General features: G+C 67.7%; 15 protein-coding genes and 1 tRNA gene. 6 read left to right on the forward strand and 10 right to left on the reverse strand.

Going from position 1 to position 18992, the window contains the following annotated elements; translation table 11 throughout:
• Positions 1-223: 223 nt before the first annotated feature.
• Complete coding sequence (locus tag VGP60_RS07410) at positions 224-676, forward strand: TetR-like C-terminal domain-containing protein (protein ID WP_327547131.1); 453 nt, start codon at positions 224-226, stop codon at positions 674-676.
• A 117-nt stretch (positions 677-793) separates the two neighbouring features.
• Here the strand turns inward: VGP60_RS07410 and VGP60_RS07415 are convergent.
• A tRNA-Leu gene (locus VGP60_RS07415) sits at positions 794-867 on the reverse strand.
• Between the two features lie 117 nt (positions 868-984).
• Between VGP60_RS07415 and VGP60_RS07420 the strand changes: the two genes are divergently transcribed.
• The gene (locus VGP60_RS07420; RefSeq protein ID WP_327547132.1) at positions 985-1206 is read left to right on the forward strand and encodes a DUF3618 domain-containing protein; all 222 of its coding nucleotides are present in this window, start codon (positions 985-987) and stop codon (positions 1204-1206) included.
• Positions 1207-1209: 3 nt separating this feature from the next.
• Here the strand turns inward: VGP60_RS07420 and VGP60_RS07425 are convergent, their stop codons facing one another.
• The gene (locus VGP60_RS07425; protein ID WP_327547133.1) at positions 1210-1725 is read right to left on the reverse strand and encodes a hypothetical protein; all 516 of its coding nucleotides are present in this window, start codon (positions 1723-1725) and stop codon (positions 1210-1212) included.
• 233 nt (positions 1726-1958) lie between these two features.
• Positions 1959-2558 carry a TetR/AcrR family transcriptional regulator gene (locus tag VGP60_RS07430; RefSeq protein WP_327547134.1) on the reverse strand — a complete coding sequence of 200 codons (600 nt, stop codon included), beginning with the start codon at positions 2556-2558 and terminating at the stop codon, positions 1959-1961.
• Between the two features lie 83 nt (positions 2559-2641).
• Here VGP60_RS07430 and VGP60_RS07435 point away from each other — a divergent pair, with 83 nt between their 5' ends.
• A complete protein-coding gene (locus VGP60_RS07435; RefSeq protein ID WP_327547135.1) occupies positions 2642-4111 on the forward strand; it encodes an NAD(P)/FAD-dependent oxidoreductase in 1470 nt (489 codons plus the stop codon).
• 24 nt (positions 4112-4135) lie between these two features.
• Here VGP60_RS07435 and VGP60_RS07440 read toward each other — a convergent pair whose 3' ends face one another.
• The 5 genes from VGP60_RS07440 to VGP60_RS07460 all read right to left on the reverse strand — a co-directional run bounded on the left by VGP60_RS07440 (position 4136) and on the right by VGP60_RS07460 (position 11892).
• Positions 4136-4603 (reverse strand): helix-turn-helix transcriptional regulator, encoded by a 468-nt coding sequence (locus VGP60_RS07440; protein ID WP_327547136.1) that lies wholly within the window; start codon positions 4601-4603, stop codon positions 4136-4138.
• Positions 4604-4804: 201 nt separating this feature from the next.
• Positions 4805-6190, reverse strand: a complete 1386-nt coding sequence (locus tag VGP60_RS07445) for an LCP family protein (RefSeq protein ID WP_414640305.1) — start codon at positions 6188-6190, stop codon at positions 4805-4807.
• Positions 6191-6649: 459 nt separating this feature from the next.
• On the reverse strand, positions 6650-8848 hold the full coding sequence (locus VGP60_RS07450) for a phospholipase A2 (RefSeq protein ID WP_327547138.1): 2199 nt from the start codon (positions 8846-8848) through the stop codon (positions 6650-6652).
• A gap of 74 nt (positions 8849-8922) precedes the next feature.
• On the reverse strand, positions 8923-10104 hold the full coding sequence (locus tag VGP60_RS07455) for a GGDEF domain-containing protein (RefSeq protein WP_414640306.1): 1182 nt from the start codon (positions 10102-10104) through the stop codon (positions 8923-8925).
• Positions 10105-10710: 606 nt separating this feature from the next.
• Complete coding sequence (locus VGP60_RS07460) at positions 10711-11892, reverse strand: MFS transporter (RefSeq protein ID WP_327547229.1); 1182 nt, start codon at positions 11890-11892, stop codon at positions 10711-10713.
• A gap of 385 nt (positions 11893-12277) precedes the next feature.
• Between VGP60_RS07460 and VGP60_RS07465 the strand changes: the two genes are divergently transcribed.
• Positions 12278-13183 carry an SDR family oxidoreductase gene (locus VGP60_RS07465; RefSeq protein ID WP_327547140.1) on the forward strand — a complete coding sequence of 302 codons (906 nt, stop codon included), beginning with the start codon at positions 12278-12280 and terminating at the stop codon, positions 13181-13183.
• A gap of 62 nt (positions 13184-13245) precedes the next feature.
• Here VGP60_RS07465 and VGP60_RS07470 read toward each other — a convergent pair whose 3' ends face one another.
• Both VGP60_RS07470 and VGP60_RS07475 read right to left on the reverse strand, forming a co-directional pair.
• Complete coding sequence (locus VGP60_RS07470) at positions 13246-15099, reverse strand: AMP-dependent synthetase/ligase (RefSeq protein WP_327547141.1); 1854 nt, start codon at positions 15097-15099, stop codon at positions 13246-13248.
• A gap of 167 nt (positions 15100-15266) precedes the next feature.
• Entirely contained in the window at positions 15267-16436 is a 1170-nt protein-coding gene (locus tag VGP60_RS07475) for a GntR family transcriptional regulator (protein WP_327547142.1), read from the reverse strand.
• A 399-nt stretch (positions 16437-16835) separates the two neighbouring features.
• Here VGP60_RS07475 and VGP60_RS07480 point away from each other — a divergent pair, with 399 nt between their 5' ends.
• Together VGP60_RS07480 and VGP60_RS07485 are read left to right on the forward strand one after the other, a co-directional pair.
• Positions 16836-17585: a 3-hydroxybutyrate dehydrogenase gene (locus tag VGP60_RS07480; protein WP_327547143.1), complete on the forward strand. Its 750-nt coding sequence runs from the start codon at positions 16836-16838 to the stop codon at positions 17583-17585.
• 49 nt (positions 17586-17634) lie between these two features.
• Positions 17635-18990 carry an MFS transporter gene (locus VGP60_RS07485; RefSeq protein WP_327547144.1) on the forward strand — a complete coding sequence of 452 codons (1356 nt, stop codon included), beginning with the start codon at positions 17635-17637 and terminating at the stop codon, positions 18988-18990.
• Positions 18991-18992: the final 2 nt, after the last annotated feature.

Consider the following 18992-nt stretch of genomic DNA (forward strand, 5'->3'; position numbering starts at 1 on the left):
CAACCTGGCCGCCTCGGCCTTCGAGACGGCGGCCGAGCCGAAGAAGATCGTGCTCCTGCCCGGTGGGCACTTCGCGGCCTACACGGGTGCGGGGTTCGTCGCGGCGTCGTCGGCCTCGCGCGACTGGTTCGTGGAGCACCTGACGGTCGGGTGACTCAAGCCTCATCGAGCGACTTGACCAGGCAGGTATTTGAGCCGACCTCGCCTTCGTCGGATTCAGCGCTTGAGCACGTCCGCGCCTTACCGCCACTTCGAGAACAGGGACGAACTGCTGACCGCGGTGGCCGCGCAGGGCTACGAGACGCTGCACCAGAGCCTGGGGCAGGCCGCCGCGAGCACCGCCGACGCGGCTGAGCGGCTGTTGCGGCTGGGTGGTGCGTACGTGCGCTTCGCACACGACCATCCCGACCTGTTCGTGACCATGTTCCGCAGCCGGCCGGACGCGCAGCCAGTCGGTCAAGAATCCTTCGACGTACTCCTGCGGGCCGTCTCCGACGCTCAGCGCGAGCGGATACTGTCCACGAAACCGTCGGCGGAGTTGCTGGCCAGGTCCATCTGGGCCACCTTGCACGGCCTCGCGTCGCTCAGCTTGCGGCAACCGCACGAGCGCTTCGGCATGGGCGCGCCCCCGGAAGACCTCGCCACCACCACCCTGTCCGCAATCCTCGGCCTGTAGACGGCACGCGCCGTGCGCTCAGCCGGGGTCGCTGGGTGCGCGGGCGATCACCGTGTTCCGCGGCGATCTGGAGTCGGTCAGAGCCACGACGGCAGGAGTTCGCGCACCGCCGAATTGTGGGCCCGGAGAGACTCGAACTCTCACTGGCACGGACCTAAACCGTGTGCCTCTGCCAATTGGGCTACGGGCCCCACGTGCAAAGCCTAGCGCGCGGGATCCTTCGGGGTTCTCGGCGTGGCCGATGGGGCAGGCGGGGCTCCGGTGATCTAACGTGGGGCGCCTGACAGGCATGCCGGCGAGGAGGACACGTGGCCCGCGACCCCGACACGATCGAGCGTGAGATCGAGAAGGCCAGGAACGCTCTGGCCTCGACGCTGGACCAGCTCGGCACGAAAGCCAATCCCCAGCGTCTCGCGGAGTCCGCGAGGTCTGGTGTGCAGGCGAAGCTCGACCAGCCCAAGGTGAAGTACACGCTCATCGGCATCGGCGCGCTGATCGGCGTGCTGTTGCTGCGCAAGCTTCTGCGCTAAGGACTACCTCGCGGTCGCCGGCGGAGTGGAAGCCTTCGCCGCCGGCACCTTGGCCGCCGGTTCGGTCTTCTTGCGGCCGGCCGGTTTGCGGGCCTCGATGGCCTTCGGCAGCTGCTTGCCCTGCGGCAACGGCGGCTTCGCGGCCGGCTTTTCGACAACCGGCTTCTCGGCTGGCTTGTCGGCGGCGGCCTTCTCCGCGGCGGGTTCGGCGGCGACCTTCTGCTCGCCCTTCGCCGGAACCCGCGAAGGCGGGATCTCCAGCGGAGTCGTCTCCGGAAGTGTCAGCCTGGCCGTCATGTACGCGGCGGTGAACTCCAGTGCACTGCCGTTGAGCAGGTGCACCACCGTCGCCTTCCCCTCCGGCGTCAGCTCCTCGACCAGCTGATCGGTCCGATCCCTGGCCGCGATGATGCCGGGCGCGCTGGCGGTGAGTTCTTCCCCCTCCTCGCCGAGACTGCTGACCGTGATCGTCCAGTCATCGTCTGTCTGCACGTAAAAGGCCGTAATCGGTTCCACCATCTGTCTTCACCCCTCCCACTTCCACAGCATGCTCCTCCAAGTTGGACGTAAACACGATCGTCTCATGACGCCAGAATCCGATTAACCCAATCGGTTAGACATGATTCAACGGTCCGTTCAACTTTCTACAGTGTCATCGATACAGCAAGACGACTCTGTGTCACAAGTAACGGGGCGCAATGTGCACTGAGTGACGACCGGATGGCCTAATGCACGAGCAGATTCACGGTCGTTCAGCTATCGTGTGGCGCCAGTCCTCGCCAGAGCACGTCCATGGCGTAGCGAGTCGCTTCGTCGGGGGTGACTTCGTCGTGGCGTTCGCACCAGATCGCCAGCCGGTCACAGGCGCCGACGACGAACTCCGCGGAGGCCTCGATCTGCAGTTCGGACCGGCCGTCGAAGTAGGTGCTCATCAGCGCGGCGATCAGATCGGTCTGCTGACGTCGGATCTCTTCGACCTCGTCGGCGGCCGGGGTGCCGATGAACGACATCTCCTGCCGCAGCACTGACCAGCCCTGACGGTGTTCGCTGATGAACACGAAGAACGCGAGCAGGCCGCGATGCAGGGCGGTCTCCGCGTCGGGCGCTCCGGCCACTGCCTGTTCGGTCGCCAGGCGCAGCGCCGCGCGCGACTGGCGGATGCACGCCAGCAGCAGGCCTTCTTTCGAGTTGAAATATTCGTACAACATCGGCTTCGACACCCCGACGAGCTCGGCGATGTCGTCCATCGACGCCGAGGAGTAGCCGCGTTCGGCGAAGACCGTCTCGGCGATGTCGATCATTTGCCGCTCGCGCTCGGCTCGGGGCATGCGCTTGCGCTTGGTGGCGGTCACTCGGTCTAGCCTACCGGTAGTAACCTACTTCAAGTAAGGTAACTCGTGAGTAGGTAGTGGACATGTCGACGGAGGGCTGGTAGATGAGCGAGCGGACCGAGACTGGTGTGGTGATCGTCGGAACCGGCTTTTCCGGGCTGGGCATGGCGATCCAGCTGCGCAAGGAAGGCCGCGAGGACTTCGTGATCCTCGAGAAGGCCGACGACGTCGGCGGCACCTGGCGCGACAACACCTATCCGGGCTGCGCCTGTGACATTCCGTCCCATATGTACTCGTTCTCCTTCGAGCAGAACGCCGGCTGGTCGCGGTCGTACTCTTCGCAGCCGGAGATCTGGGCCTATATGCGCCAGGTCGCCGACAAGTACGATCTGCGCCGCTTCATCCGGTTCGGCCAGGAGATGTCCGGCGCCCGCTGGGACGAGGACGAGGGCCGCTGGCACATCGCCTCGAAGTCGGGGGAGTTCGTTTCCCGGTTCCTGGTGGCCGGGATCGGCGCGCTGCACCTCCCACAGATCCCCGAGCTGCCCGGGATCGAGAAGTTCCGGGGCGAAAGCTTCCACTCGGCCCAGTGGAACCACGACTACGACCTCGAAGGCAAGAAGGTCGCCGTCGTCGGCACCGGCGCGAGCGCCGTCCAGTTCGTCCCGCGGATCGCGCCGAAGGTGGCCGGGCTGAGCCTCTTCCAGCGGACGCCGCCGTGGATCATGCCGAAGGGCGACAGTGAGATGCCGTCCTGGGCGCGTCGCGCGTTCCGGTCGGTTCCGGCGCTGCAGCGTGCGTACCGCGACTTCCTGTACTGGACGCTCGAAGTGCGCGCGATCGGCTTCAACGGCCATCCCGCGGTGATGAAGCTGGGGGAGCGGGTCGCCCGGCGCCACATCGGCAAGTACATCGAAGACCCGGAGCTGCGCCGCAAGGTCACCCCGGATTACACGATGGGCTGCAAGCGGGTGCTCATCTCTAACGACTACTACCCGGCATTGACCCGCGAGAACGTCGACGTCGTCACCGACGGCGTCGAGGAGGTCCGCGAACATTCCATCGTGGACAGTGCCGGGGTGGAGCACGAGGTCGACGCGATCATCTACGGCACCGGGTTCCACGTCACCGACGCCTTCGACGATCTCGACATCGTCGGGCGGAACGGCCGCAACCTCGGCAAGGAATGGGCGAGCGAGGGGATGCGGACCCATCTCGGCATCACCGTCTCGGGCTTCCCGAACCTGTTCTTCCTGCTCGGCCCGAACACCGGCCTCGGCCACAACTCGGTGGTGTTCATGATCGAAGCGCAGATTTCGTACGTCGCCGACGCCGTGCGCATGGTGGAGAGCGCCGGAGCGAAGTCGCTCGACGCGCGCGAAGACGTGCAGGAGCGCTTCAACGTCGACATCCAGCGCAAGCTCGCCAAGGGCATCTGGACCCGGGGCGGCTGCAAGAGCTGGTACCTCGACGCGAAGGGGGTCAACCGCACTATTTGGCCCGGCTTCACCTGGCGCTACTGGCTGGACACGCGCAAGGTCAAGACCGGGGACTTCGAGTTGTCGGGCCGCTGAGCGGCGGTTCGTTCGAGAGGGTGGTCAGGAGGCGAGCTTGCGGAGTCGGCCGACCAGGTCGACGGTCGGGATCCCGCACAGCTCCGCCATCCGTTCGAGGGCGGACAGGTCGAGCTGGATCTCCGTCGAGGCCACCGGGGCCGCGTGGTTCAGCCGATCTTCCGCCCATCGGCGTAGCGGCAGCAGTTCGGGCTGGGCATCGGCGATGACCTTGGTCAGGTCTACCCGGACCCGGCCTGGCTCGTCGACGACGACCCTGCGATGCACCTTGGCGAGCAGGTCCTGCGGCAGCTCGTCCATCGCTACACACAGTTCGACCAGGCGCACGACAGAGCACTGCCTGGTCCCCAGTTCGTAGGTCGCCAGCGTCTGCAGCGAGATCTCACTCTGCAGATGCTGGTTCAGCTCCTTGCGCGTCCAGCCGCGCTGGCGCCGGAGCTTGCGGAGCTCGTCCCCGAGTATCCGCTGGTACGTCTCAGCGTCGATCAACACTCCTCGTCCCCTGCCTGACCACGCGACATCTCGCAACTTCGAAGCCGGCTCCCCCGGTCCGATACGAGTCTTCATGTGTATGTAAGTCGGCATCTGCACGCGCATTACGCGGTTTCGGGGACTTGTTTAGTATCAATTCGGTAGAGGGACCGAACGGAGTAACGATGCTGAGCCATCCGGTCGCAAGTGAACCGTGTTAACTCAGTTGACGCAGGTCACGCCGTTGGCGGTGATCGGCGGCTTCTCCGGTTCGGCGGGCGCGGCGGGGGCCGAAGGCGTGTTCGCCGAGCTCGTGGCCGCCTGGCCCGAATAATCGGAACCGAGCATCACCAGGACGTGACCCGCGGTGACGGTCTTGTCCACTTCGACGGTCGCCTTGCTGCCGAGAGCGTCGGCCACGGTCTGGCCCGCCGCCTGCTGGCCGGTCGGCACGCGGATGACCGAGGTCTTGCGCGAGGTCGCGTTGGCGGTGTCGCCGGCGGTGAATCCCTTGCCGGTGAGGTCCTGCGCCACGGAAGCGGCGAGACCGGTCTTGCCCGACGCGTTGCGCACGTCGACGGTGATGGCCTTGTTGTCGGCCGACGGCTTGGCCGGGTCCGACGCCGGCGGTCCGGCGACGCCCTTGATGAAGTCGCTGACGGCCTTCGGGTCGACCTGGATCGCGGATTCGCCCTCGGGCGTGCGGTAGTCGACGTTGCCGACGGGGATGGTCCGGAATTCGAGCTGCCCGCCGGAGAGACCCTTCATCTGCTGGGCGAAGGCGAAGACGTCCCAGCCCTGGTCGATCACCACGGACTTCTTGATCGCCGCGGTCAGGTCGCTGAGCTTGGTCGGATCGACGAGGGTGCCTGCCGAGAGCATCTTCTTCGCCATGCCGGCCATGAACACCTGCTGGCGCACCACCCTGTCCAGGTCGCCGCGCGGGAGGCCGTGCCGCTGCCGGACGAACTCGAGTGCCTCGACCCCGGAGATCGTGTGGTTGCCCTTGGTGAACTTCGCGCCGGAGAACGAGTCGTTGACGTTGTTGTTCAGGCAGACGTCCACGCCGCCGATGGCGTTGGTGATGTCGTTGAAGCCGAGGAGGTTGATCGCGGCGTAGTGGTCGATGGTCGACCCGGTGAGCTTGGCGACGGTGGCGATCAGCACCTTGGCGCCGGCCTGCGCTGTCTTCTGCGCGACTTCCTTCGTGTCCGTGACGCCCTGCTTCTGCAGCGCGGCGCGTTCCTTGGCGAGGCCCATCGCGTACGCCGAGTTGATCTTGTGTTTGCCGAAGCCGGGCACGTCGACGTAGGAGTCACGGGGCAGGGAGACGGCCACGGCCTTGCTGCCGTCGTTCGGGATGTGCACGAAGATCAGCGTGTCGGTGTTCTGCTCGCCGTCCGAGACACCGGCGCGGAGCTGCGCGAGGACCTCGGGCGAGAGCGGGTTGCCGTCGGCGTCGGTGCGGCTGTCCATTCCGACGAGCAGGATGTCGACGGCGCCGTCGGCGGGTTTCTCGCCCCCGGCCCCCGAGTCGATCACGTCGGTGTGGTTCAGGCCGCTCACCAGGCCCTGCATCGCGGCCCACGCGTAGCCGGTCAGGCTCATCACCAGCAGCGAGACGATCGTCAGCGCGATCTTCGCGCCCGCGCGACGGCGTTTGGGCGGCGGGGGCAGCGGTTCCTGGCGGCTGCGTGACTGCGGCCGCGGCGGTGGCTTGTCACCGGTGCGGCCGGCGGGGGGACGGCGGGTGCCGGTGCTCCCGGGGTCCTTGCGCGGCGCGGCGGGCCTGCGCGGCGGCTCGCCCACGGGGCGGACTGTAGGCCGGGCGTTACGGCCGCGGGACGGAGTGCCTGAGGACTCTTCCTGCCACGGCCGGGAGGGGCGTCGCTCCCCGGGCTGGTACTCCACTCGGGCGACTCCTTCCTCGCTCGGCTGATTGCCGGATGACGGCGGGTAAACCTGCTTTAGGCGTTCGTTGTGGTGGACGCATGGTGCCGGTAGTGGGTTGTCGTCGGGTTACACATCCCCCGAAGATGTGGCATACCTCACCCACTTCGGTAGTGATCACCACGTTAGTGCGCGCGTTGCCTTGACCTGCCACAGGGCCGCGAGTGTCGCCGCGAGGGCGAAGGCGGCCGTGATCCCGTGGACGAAGATCCCCACCACGCTGGGGTGATCGTTGTCGGCCGCGGCCAGCAGCGGCGGCACGCACGCCAGTCCGCACGCCAGCCAGGTGCTCGCCGTCGCGCTGGTGCCGATCCGGACGGTGTGCAGCAGGAAGACGCCGAGCAGCAGGTGGATCAGGCTCTGGATGGGGTCGAGCGGCAGGCCGAGGATGGTCGCGTCGGCGTTGGCCGTGCCGAACCGCGTCAGCGCGAACCCGAACACACCGAGCGCGGCGTAGCCCACGCCCAGCGCCGCGGCCGTGCGGCCGAGCACGGCGTCGAGCCTGCTGGGGGAATCCACGCGGGGAGCGGGGCTGGGGCCGCCGCCGTGTTGTTCGAACCACCAGAACACCAGCGCCGCGGGGCCGATCAGCATGGCGAGCGCGATCAGCGTCTTCGGCTGGAGCAGCCAGCCGACGCCGTCCACGAGCCTGGCCGGGAGGTAGACCACGGCGACGAGCAACAGCATCGCCGCCAGGAAACCGAGGTAGAGGCTCATCGGCGCGCGCAAGGCGAACCGGGCCGCCCGCGTCACGTCCGGGTGCCGCGCGATCCGTCCGAGCGGCCCGGCGAACAGGCCGACGAGGCTGAGTTGCGCCAAGCCGAGCAACAAGACGGCCAGCGTCGGCGCCGCGAGCGCGGGAGGTGCGCCGGGGCTGCCGAGCAGCGTCAGCGGGCCGCCGTCGAGCACGCTCGCGAGAGTGAGGCCGCCGAGGCCGACGGCCGCGCCCGCCACCAGTGTCCGGCGTCCGGGCGCGCCGGAGTCGGCGTGGACGAAGGCGAGCTGCTGGGCGAGGAGCGCGAGGCCGAACGTCGCCGCGTAGCCAGGGAGCGGGGAGCCCAGCCAGCCGGTGGCGAGTTCGCCGAGCACGACCAGGCCGAGCAGGGCGAGCACGGTGGTGACCGGGGCTTTGCGGTGCAGCGTGAGCATCGCGGGGGTGGCGATCACCGTCAGCAGGTAGACGCCGAGCAGCCACAACGGGTGCAGCGCGATCCGCATGACCGCGGCGGTGGTGTTCGGCGGGATGGTCAGCAGTTCCAGCGCGATCGGGACGACCAGCGCGACCACGGCGAAGATCAACGCCGGTCGCAGCAGCCAGCTCGCCCGGTGCGCGACGTACTCGCGATAGGTGCCGCCCGCCTCGGCGACCGCGCGCCACCCGGCGGCGCTCGCGCGGCCCCCGGCGAAGAAGAACAGCGGGGTCAGCTGCGCGGCCCAGGTCACCGGCCACAGCCAGCCCTGCCCGACGCCCGCCCACTGCGCCAGCGCGACCGCGGACTCGCCGAGCATCAGCAGCACGACGGCCGCGACCCCGAGCACGGCCCACCGGTCGACGAGCCGCGGCGGCCGGGCGGTCCGTTCGACGCGGGCGGCCTTCCGCAGCACGCGGGGGACCGTCCGGCGGGTGTGCAGCCAGCCGCGCAGCCGGAACATCAGCAGGAAGCCGATCACCGCGACCCCGGCGAGCATCGGCCCGAGCGGGTCACCGGTCGGCACGCTCCAGCGCTGGTGCCACGAGTTGACGACCAGGCCCGCCGAGTACAGCGAAGCCATGACCTGGCAGGTGCGCGCGGAGTTCTGCGGGTTCAGCGTGCACATGGCGTGCATATCGGTCGAAAGCCGGTTGTCCAGCGCTTCGCGGTATTGCGGCGCCAGTGGATGACCCTTCTCCGCCGAGTAGCGGAGGAGGTCGTAACCGAGGTCGTGTGCCTTGCAGGGAACGGAATAGTCCCACTTGGTGTTGTCGTCACCCCACGGCGTCGAGCAGCCGCCGTCGGTGTGCACCGCGCGGACCGTGCCGTCCTGCGCGGGCAGTGAGGTCGGCCGGATCCCGGTCACCGCGGTGAAGTCCGCGGGGAGTTCGGTGAGCGCGGCCGGGGCCGGGCCGGGGTGGACGAGCGAGTCGACGGCTTGTTGCGCGGCCGCGACCCCGCCCTGCGGCGGACCGAGATCCGCGGGTTCGGGCGACCGGGAGGCGACGAAACCGAACCCGAAGACGACCAGGGTGAGCACCAGTAGCCAGCCCGAAGTCGATAGTGGCCGCCGTACGCGTTTCGGCGTTTCGGCGGCTGTGGCTCCGTCGGCTGGGGCGGTCATGGTCCAAGGGTCCCAGCCCGGCCCGCCGGTGAACATCGGGATATCCCCCGATCGTGATCGGGGGTGCTCCGGCTTCAGGTCTGGGGCGCGAACCGGACCCGGTTCCGGCCGCCTTCCTTGGCTTCGTAGACGGCGGCGTCCGCGGCTTGCAGCAAGGACTTGAGCGTGTCGCCGTGGCGGGGGTAGAGCGCGACGCCGATCGACGTGGTGCGCCCGGCGATGATCGCCTGGCCACCTCGTTTGTCGGTGGTCGTGATGCGCAGGTTCGCGATGGCACGGCGGACCCGCTCGGCGGCGAGTTCGGTGGCGCTCCGGTCGATGTCGGGGAGCAGCACCAGGAACTCCTCGCCGCCGAACCGGCCGACGACGTCGCTCGGCCTGGTCGTCTCGTCGAGGGTCTGCGCGATGTTGCGCAGCACGTCGTCGCCGGCGGGATGGCCGTAGGTGTCGTTGATCCACTTGAAGTGGTCGAGGTCGATCATGAGCAGTGCCAGGCCCTCGTCAGCCCGGCTCGTCCTCGACAGCGCGCGCTCCGCGGCCTCGGACCAGCCGCGCATGTTGAACACGCCGGTCTTCGAATCCGTCCGGACGTCCGCGTGCAGCTGGTCGAGTTCGGCGAGGCGGTTGAAGATGACCGTCACCAGCGCCATGATCGCGACCGCGGGCGGGACGTTCACCAGCAGGATCGCGGTGACCGCGCCGAGCCCGACGGTGACCATCTCGAGCAGGTTGTCCGCTTTGCTGCCCAGCACGTTGCGCAGCGTCGGCGCCGTCGTGCCGCCCAGCGCGAGGAACCCACCGGTGAACGCGGCCTGCGAACCGATGTACACCAGGCCCGCGAGCGCCAGCACGCCGAAGGTCCGTAGCCCGCCGAGCCCGGTGGTGAGCGACCATTGGTTCGGCCCGAGTGCGATCAGGGTCTGGTGTGCGAGTGTGGCGGCGAACGCGATGCTGACCGAAGAAAAGAAGAATTTGTGCGGTGGCCGGCGCGCGGTGAACCAGCGCTGCGTTCTGATGATCGCTACCAATAGTAACGTCAAAGGCACGGGCAGTACCACCGCGGCCGGAAAGATCCAGACCGCGGTCAGGTCGATATGAACCGAAATTATGCGATTTCTTCGGCGTTCTTCTTGCCTATGGGTCAACTGGACGTGAATTGTCGCGCCGACGACGAGTATCGCGAAGTGCAGCCATGCGAGTCCGGAAGGAACACCGGCCCGTGCGATTTCGTGGCCCATTCCTAGGAGTGCGCACATTTCCACAATTACCACGAACACGATGAGCCGCTTGGGCTGGCGCCATAGCGCCCAGCGGAGGGGATTCACCGTGAAATGACGGCGCGTCCGCCGGGCCTCGGGTTCGCCCGGCTCGCTCTCGGTACTGTCCTCTGTGGTGGGAACGATTTCCGTGTTCGCTCGTGCGAACGACTCCGCAGGGTCACGAGGAGGTGGTCCGTCGGGGTTTTCCTGCGGTGTGACCTGGGGGTGCTCCCGGGATGTGTATGTCACGGTTCACCTCCTCTCTTCGTGGTTATTGTGACTTGCGGTTCGTGACTTCGCAGGTCTGCAGCTATCATCTTAGGACGTGAGTTCCCCCGCTCACGCTCCGGAAACAACCACTCGCGTTACCGCACCGTCCCCAGCACCTCGATATTCCAGTAGCGGTTCGAACCGGGCAGGAGGTGTGCCGCCATGTTGGATCGTGACGTCTAAACCCGTTTCTTTCCCACGCTCTCACTCTTCGGAATTCACGGGAAGGATGCATCATGCAAGACCGCGATGTCTGAGCCGAACCCATGACCGCAGAATGCGCGCCGAAAACAATGAGGAGGCGAGTCCGCCATGCGTGACCGTGACGTTTGATCATTCAACTACTTCTGCCCGGCGAAGTCGTGTCCACGACACGGCGATCGGTATCGCGAGCAGGACGCCGACCACCCCGGCGATCGCCGTCGTGTCGGCGGCCGAGCCGAGCAGTTCGGCCACCAAACCGCCGGCGGCGACACCCAAGCCCTGTGCGACGCGTACTCCCGTGCGATAGAGCCCGCTCGCGCCGCCTCGCATGGCGTTGGGCACCCAGCTGGAAAAGGTGGCCGTGACGGTGATGATGTACGCACCGGCGGCACCGGCCAGCGCGAGTAAACCGAGTGCGACAGCCAAGTTGGGTTCCACGATGAACCCGATGAGCGTGGCCACCGAACCGGTGGCCAGCACACCGAGCACCCGTGCCCGGTTCGACGCGGAGACGAATCGGGAGAGCACGAACGCTCCCACCACGAATCCCAGCGGATCGGCGGCCAGCAGCCAGCCGACCGCCTGCGGCGGCTCACCCAGCTGCTGAGCCAGTGGCGCGGCGAGTCCTTCCGGCACCACCGCCAGTCCGACCAGCCAGGAGAGCCCGAGCAGCACCCGCAACCGCGGCTGGCCGAAGACCCAGCGTGTCGCCCCGAACCAGCTGGTATGCCTGCCACCCGCCGCGGGGCGGTGGTGTAGCCGGCGGCGCAGCACCACGGCCGAGATCGCGAACGTCACCGCGTCGACGGCCAGCGCCCACGACGTCCCGACCAGCGAGACGAGCAGCCCGCCGCCACCCAGTCCGAGCAGCATCACCGTGTTGTTGGTGATACCGCGCAGGTCCTGGCTCCGCAGGTAGAGCCCGTCGTCGGTGAAGATCTCGCGGGTCACCGCGTTCTGGGCCGCGTTGGCGGGCGCGCCGGCCAGCTGGACGCCGATGAGCAGCGCGCAGAGGACGGCCAGCGGCGTCCCGGGGATGGCCATCAACCCGACGAGCACCGCTTGCAGCGCCGCGCTGGTGACCAGCACCGTCCGGCGCGGGTAGCGGTCGGCCAGATGGGAGAGTCCGAGGCCGCCGGCCAGCGCGGGGAGGAAGGTCAGCGCGTAGACGCCGGCCGCCCACAGGGCGGAATTGGTCCGGCTGTAGACGAGGATGGCCAGTGCGACCTTCGCGAGCTGGTCGCCCGCGCTCGACTGGGCTTCGGCGAACCAGAGCGCACGGTACTCACGGTTCGACAGCGCTTCGCTCATCCGAGGCGCCGCGTTGGCCTTCACCGTCTCATCACCTCCCCCCGATCAGGTGAATGTGTCGGGTCCGCATTCAAGCCGATGCGGACCCTGCCCTGGTAAGGGCGTTGTCCCAAGGTCATCGGACGCAACATTCAGTATGCCGCCGATTACGCGCAGGTGAACAGCGGACGCGAAGGGCTACGGCTCAATGCCCGTATCCCGGTTACGCCGAGTGACCGACGACGAAGGTCGGGGACTGACCTGTCCGGCGGTACCACCGGGCCGATCAGCCGTCACCCCTTGGCGCAACGCGGCCACCGTTCGTCGCGATCTTAGGTTTGAAATTGTCGGATCGGCCAACACTGGAGACAGGTAGTGGCGGGGATCGCAGTGGGGAGTCGGGAACATGGACGGGCTGCTGGCAGGAAAAGCAGTGGTGGTCACCGGGGCCGGTCGTGGCCTCGGTGAGGCCTTCGCGGTGCACGTCGCCCAGGCCGGCGGGGCGGTCGTGGTCAACGACGTCGACGTCGAACTGGCCGAGCACACCGCGGCGAACATCCGGGCCCACGGCGGCCGCGCGGTGGCGAGCGGGCACACCGTCGCCGACCCCGCGCAGGCCCAGGCGATCGTCGACCTGTGTGTCGCGGAATTCGGCGCGATCGACGGACTGGTCAACAACGCGGGACTGAACTACGAAGCGTTGCCGTGGGAGGACGACGTCGACCAGATGCGGGAGCTGGTCGAGGTCAACGTCCTCGGGGTGATGTACACCGGCGTGGCCGCGACGAAGGCGATGATGAAGCAGCCCGGCGGCGGCTCGATCGTGAACATCTCGTCGGGCGCGTCGCTCGGGCAGCGCAAGCTCGGGGTCTACGCGGCGAGCAAGGGCGCGGTGGCTTCGCTGACCTACTCGTGGGCGCTGGACCTGGAAGAGGTCGGCATCCGCGTCAACGCCGTCTGCCCGCTCGCGCACACGCGGATGGTGTGGAAGTCGGAACGCTCGCTGCGTGCCTGCCCGCCCGACCGCACGCCGTCGAGGATCGCGCCGGTGGTGCTGTTCCTGCTCGGCGCCGGTTCGGCCGGGATCACCGGGCAGATGATCCGCTGCAACGGGCCGCAGCTGCATGTCATGGGGCAGCCGTTCCTCAAGGAGCCGATCCTGGAACGGGCCGTGTGGGACACCGACACCGTGCAGCGCGCCTTCGACGAGGTGTTCAGCGCGCACCTGGAGAACTACGGCCTCGAAAAGCGTGTCCCGCCCCGGCTTCGCAAGTGGACGGAGGCCACCTCGACCCCGCTCCGCTCGGCCTGAACTTCCGAATATGTCGACAACTTATCCGGATAAGTTGTCGACATATTCGGAAGCGGCGTGGGCTAGGTGGTGGGGGCGGCGTCTTTAGTGGCGGCGTAGAGCTCGGTGATGGTCGGGGCGTAGCGCTCGTTGATCACGCGGCGCTTGAGTTTCAACGTCGGCGTGAGCTCGCCGGTTTCCGGCGTCCAGGGCTTCGAGAACACCTCGTACCGCTTGATCTGCTCGATCCGCGCCAAACGGCTGTTCGCCGACGCCACCGCGGCGTCGAGCTCCTCGCGGACGCGCGGATGATCGGCGAGCGAGGAGCCTTCGGCCACCTCGATACCGTTCGCCGTGGCCCAGCCGGGCGCGATCTCGTCGTCGATGACGATCAACGCCGTCACGTACGGCCGGTCGTCGCCGATCGCGACCGCTTGTCCGATCAGTGCGTGTTCTTTGAGCATTCCCTCGATCTTCGTCGGCGCGATGTTCTTGCCGCTCGAGGTGATGATCAGCTCCTTCTTGCGGTCGGTGATCGTGACGAAGCCTTCTTCGTCGATCGTGCCGATGTCCCCGGTCGCGAGCCAGCCGTCGGCGTCGACGTCCGGCTTGATCGAACCGTCCGGCTGCAGGTAACCGAGGAACACGATCGGCCCGCGGACGAGCAACTCGCCGTCTTCGGCCACCTTCACCTCGACGCCGTCGAGCGCCTTGCCGACCGAGCCGGCTTTGAACGACGTGTGGCTGTTGGACGTCACCGCGCCGGTGGTCTCGGACAGGCCCCAGACCTCCTGGATCTCCACACCGAGCCCGGCGATGAAGTACAGGACCTCGACCGGCAGCGCGGCCGCGCCGCTGGACGCCAGCGTCAGCTTGTCCAGGCCGAGCATCGCGCGGATCGGGGCGAGCGCGGCCGCGTCGGTCTGCGCGATCTTTTCGGCGAGTTCGGCGGGCACCTCCTGCCCGGCGCTGCGGAGTTTGTAGCCCTCCTGCAGCAGGTTGTTCGCCGCGAGCAGCGCGTCGCGACGCTCGGGCGGGGCCGCGACGAGCATGTTCTTCAGCCCGGCGGTCAGCTTTTCCCACACGCGCGGGACGCCGAAGAAGCCCGTCGGATGCACCTTGCCCAGCGCGGCGACGACTCCGCTGGCGTCGGCGATCGTGTGCACGTGCCCAGCCCAGACAATGCTGAGATACAGCGAAAGCTGGCGCTCGGCGATATGCGCGAGCGGGAGATAGCTGACGCCGGTCGTGTGCATCGGGACGCCGTGCATCGAGTCGACGGCGACGGCCTGGTGGATCGCGTTCTGGTGGGAGAGGACCACACCCTTGGGGTCACCGGTGGTGCCCGAGGTGTAGATCATCGCCAGCGGATCGTTGGGCTGAATGGTCGACCACGTGCGGTCGAAGGCGTCCGGGTCGGCGGCGTGGAGCTCCGCGCCCTTGGCCTTGACGTCGGCGAGGCTGAGGAACCTGTCCCCGGACGGGATCACCTCGGCGTCGATCATCACCACGCGGCGCAGCGCGGGCAGGTCGTCGAGCACCGGCGCCCAGCGTTCGAGCTCGGCGGCGCCGGCGAGGACCACCACCTCCGCGGCGCTGTGCCGTGCCACGTAACGGATCTGATCCGGGCTCAGCGTCGAATACGCCGTGCAGGAGAGCACCGCGAGATGCGTCGCGGCGAGGTCGACGATCAGGTGCTCGGGGCTGTTGGGCGCCATGATCAGCATGCGCTGCCCGGCGGCCAGGCCCAGATCGGCGAGTCCGCGCGACACCACGGCGATCTCGTCACGGAACTGCGACCAGCTCAGCGTCGGATTGCCTTCGACATCGAGCGAGGTGACCGCCGGTAGGTCGCCGTATTCGGTGGCGTTGCGCTGCAGCAACTTGGGGATGGTCTGGTCCTTGGTCTTGTCCGCCACGGACAGAGGGCTGGTCAACGCTGGCCTCCTCGGATGCTGCTTTAAGCGGCAACTCTAGGGGCATTCCGAGGTGGGCGATAGAGAATCCCGGCCATGGCGATTCCGGCAAATCGCCCACGGAAAGTGTCCCCAACTGGTCAGGGTCCGGCGGCTGAGGGGGTGGCTCGTGAGTGGCTACGAGTGTTCTAACCCTCGTAGCCACTCACGAGGTGGCGGGCGATGGCGAGGGTGTAGCGGTCGCCGCGGATGAGGGCGCGGACGCGTTCGACCGGTTTGCCGGTGTCGTCGTAGGAAACGCGGTGGAGCAGCAGCATCGGCTGCGCGAGGATCGTGCCGAGCAGGCCCGCTTCCCGTGGCGTCGCCAATACCGTCTCGACGCGCTCCTCCGCCTGGGCGCAGGTGACGTCGAATTCGTCGTGCAGGTGCGCGTGCAGGGAATTCTCCTGGGCGTAGCTGCTGAGCAGCGCCGGGAACCTTTTGGCGGAAAGGTAAGTCGACTCCAGCGACATCGCTGTCTCGCCGCTGAACAGGATCTGCTCGACGTGCACCACGGGGTCGCCCGGCTCGATGTCGAGTTCGGCGGCGACGGCGTCGTCTGCCGGTAGTTCCTCCAGCGTCACGAGTTTCCGGTCGGTGGCGAGGCTGGGATCGGTCAGCGCGAGCAGTGCCTTTGGCGGGGCCACGTAGGTTCCGCTGCCGTGGCGGCGGCGCAGCTTCCCTTCGAGCACGAGCTCGCCGATCGCCTGGCGCAGCGTCATCCTGGCCATGCCGAACCGCTCCGACAGCTCGCGCTCGGACGGGATCGCCGCGCCTTCGCCGAGTTCGCGGGCGAGTTCGACCAGGAGGCCCTTCGCCTGGTAGTACCGCGGCACGCGGCCGTCCTCGGGGATGCCCGCGCGCACCGGGCCGTCGGCGCGCGACGTGGCCGCCAGGTCCGCGCCCTCGGTCTGGATCGGCACGAATGTCGTCTTCTCCGACTTCGAGACCCGCACGATCTGCTTGGGCTCGTTGTCGGCCAGCATCGCGAGCTTCCGCCCGGCCATCCGCTGGCGCAGCGCGATGTTCAACGTCGACAGCACCGCGTTCGCGCCGTCACCGGCTTGCTTCGCGCTCTTGTCCGTGGACAGGGCGAGCTCGATGCGGACCTCGTTGCCGCTTTCGAGCACGGACCGTTCCGCCAGTTTGACGCCGACGAGATGGGTCACCTGGACGATGAGGTCGCGGTCGTCGTTCTCCGTCCACCACGCCGAAGTGCCGACGATGTCGCCGGCCCGTTTCGGCCGGGGCGCACTGGGCACGCTTGGCCGCCGGGGACGTGGTTTTTGGGAGGTGTCCGGGGAAGTCTGCGTCGCCATGTTTCAAAATTAGCGCGCATTGCCGACGCGGTGGTTAATAATCGTCCCTTGGGATGCCTCAATCGGGTGAAGTAGTCATATCGGGTGAAGTTCTGGGGTGGGAACTTGCGCCTTCTTTGGTTTGCCCGATGTTGGGAATAAATAGGCAAACGTTGTTCAAGGCAGCGAACCCTGCCCAAAAGGCGGGATTTCCCGCCCAAAAGCGAAACATATTCGTCGTTCACCCTCAATTCTCTGTCATAAAGTGACCTGGCTCGCATTGTTCGAGACCCCTCGGTGGTAGTCATCGAGGGCTCCGGTTGGTAGGCGACCCGGTGGCGCGCGCCGACATGATCTGCGCCACAACTGTGTGGTTCGCGCACATGGGCCGCTGGCCGGGCGGCTTCTAGCGTGTGGGCCATGACAAGCGAGCTGGCCGGGAAGACGGCGCTGGTGACCGGCGCCGGCAGCGGGATCGGCCGGGCCTGCGCGCGGGTGCTGGCCGACGCCGGTGTCAAGGTGCACGTCGTCGATCGCGACGCCGAAGCGGCCGTCCGGGTGGCAGGCGAGATCGGCGGCACCGAGCACGTCGTCGACCTCGCCGATCCGCTCGCACCGGGTTCGCTGCCCGGTGCGGTCGACATCTTGGTCAACAACGCCGGGCTTCAGGAGATCGCGCCGATCCACGAATTCCCGCCAGAGCGGTTCGCGCTTCTTCAGCGGGTGATGGTCACCGCGCCGTTCCTGTTGATGCGGCACTGCCTGCCACATATGTACGCGCAGGGCTGGGGCCGCGTGGTCAACATTTCCAGTGTGCACGGCCTGCGGGCGAGCGCGTACAAGGTCGCCTACGTGACGGCGAAGCACGCGCTCGAGGGGATGAGCAAGGTCGCCGCGCTGGAAGGCGCCGAACACGGCGTGACGAGCAACTGCGTCAGCCCGGGGTACGTGCGGACCCCGCTGGTCGAACACCAGATCGCCGCCCAGGCGAAGGCACATGGCATCACCCCGGAAGAAGTCGTCGACCAGGTCTTCCTGCAACGCCCGGCGATCAAGCGCCTGGTGGAAGCCGAGGAGGTCGCCGCGCTCGTGCGGTGGCTCTGCGGTGACGCCGCCAGATCCGTCACCGGTGTTTCGCTGCCGGTCGACGGCGGCTGGACAGCTCAGTAAATCCCCGCCCCCTCCCCAACACTGTGTCTATTCAAGAACGGCGGCCCCCATGCCTGACTCTCCTCCACCCCGTTCGATAGCCAGGATCGTCAGCGCGAGCCTCATCGGCACGACGATCGAGTGGTACGACTTCTTCCTCTACACCTCGGCCGCCGCGCTGGTGTTCAACAAACTGTTCTTCCCCACCGCCGACGCGCTCACCGGGACGCTGCTTTCGTTCGCGACCTACGCCATCGGGTTCGTGGCGCGGCCGCTCGGCGGGCTCGTGTTCGGCCACTTCGGCGACAAGCTCGGCCGCAAGAAACTCCTGGTGCTCAGCCTGTTGCTGATGGGCGGCTCGACGTTCGCGATGGGCCTGCTGCCGACGTACGCCGCGATCGGGGTCGGCGCGCCGATTCTGCTGACGCTCTTGCGGCTGGTGCAGGGCTTCGCGCTCGGCGGTGAGTGGGGTGGTGCGGTGCTGATCGTCTCCGAACACGGCGATCCGAAACGCCGCGGGTTCTGGGCGTCTTGGCCGCAGTGCGGCGCACCGGGCGGGAACCTGCTGGCGACGGCGGTGCTCGCGATCCTTTCGGCCGTGCAGACCGACGAACAGTTCTTCTCGTGGGGCTGGCGTGTCCCGTTCCTGCTCTCCGGGCTGCTCGTGGTGATCGGGCTGTGGATCCGGCTCGCGGTGACCGAGTCGCCCGCCTTCCTCGCCGCGCAGGCCGCGCAGAAGACCGGGGTCGTGGAGAAGGAACGTGCGCCGATCGTGACCGTGCTGCGGGACCACTGGCGCGAGGTGCTCGTCGCGATGGGCGCCCGGATGGGGGAAAACGTCTCGTACTACGTGATCACGGCGTTCATCCTGGTGTACCTGACCGGGCCGCTGGGGGTGCCGAAGGGTGTGGGGCTCACCGCGGTGCTCGTGGGCTCGGCGTTCCACTTCGTCACCATCCCGCTGTGGGGCGCGTTGTCGGACAAGCTCGGCCGTCGCCCGGTCTACCTGTTCGGCGCGGTCGGGGTCGCGATCTGGGTGTTCGCGTTCTTCCCTTTGCTGGCAACGAAATCAACCGGTCTCATTATCCTCGCGACCACGATCGGGCTCGTGCTCCACGGCGCGATGTACGGCCCGCAGGCGGCGTTCTTCTCCGAGCTGTTCGGGACGAACGTGCGCTACTCCGGGGCGTCGATCGGCTACCAGCTGGCGTCGATCATCGCCGGTGGGCTCGCCCCGCTGATCGCGACGGCGTTGTTCAAGGCCTTCGGCAGTACTATCCCGGTTGCGCTGTATGTGGGCGGCACCTGCGTGATCACCGTGATCGCGGTGCTGGCGTCCAGGGAGACGAAGGGGGTCTCGCTGATCGACGCCGGTGCCACCGGATCGTCGAAGCGGCCGCGTGCAGAGGTCACCGCGGTTCGGTGATG

It is taken from the genome of Amycolatopsis sp. (assembly GCF_036008905.1).
GTDB lineage: Bacteria > Actinomycetota > Actinomycetes > Mycobacteriales > Pseudonocardiaceae > Amycolatopsis.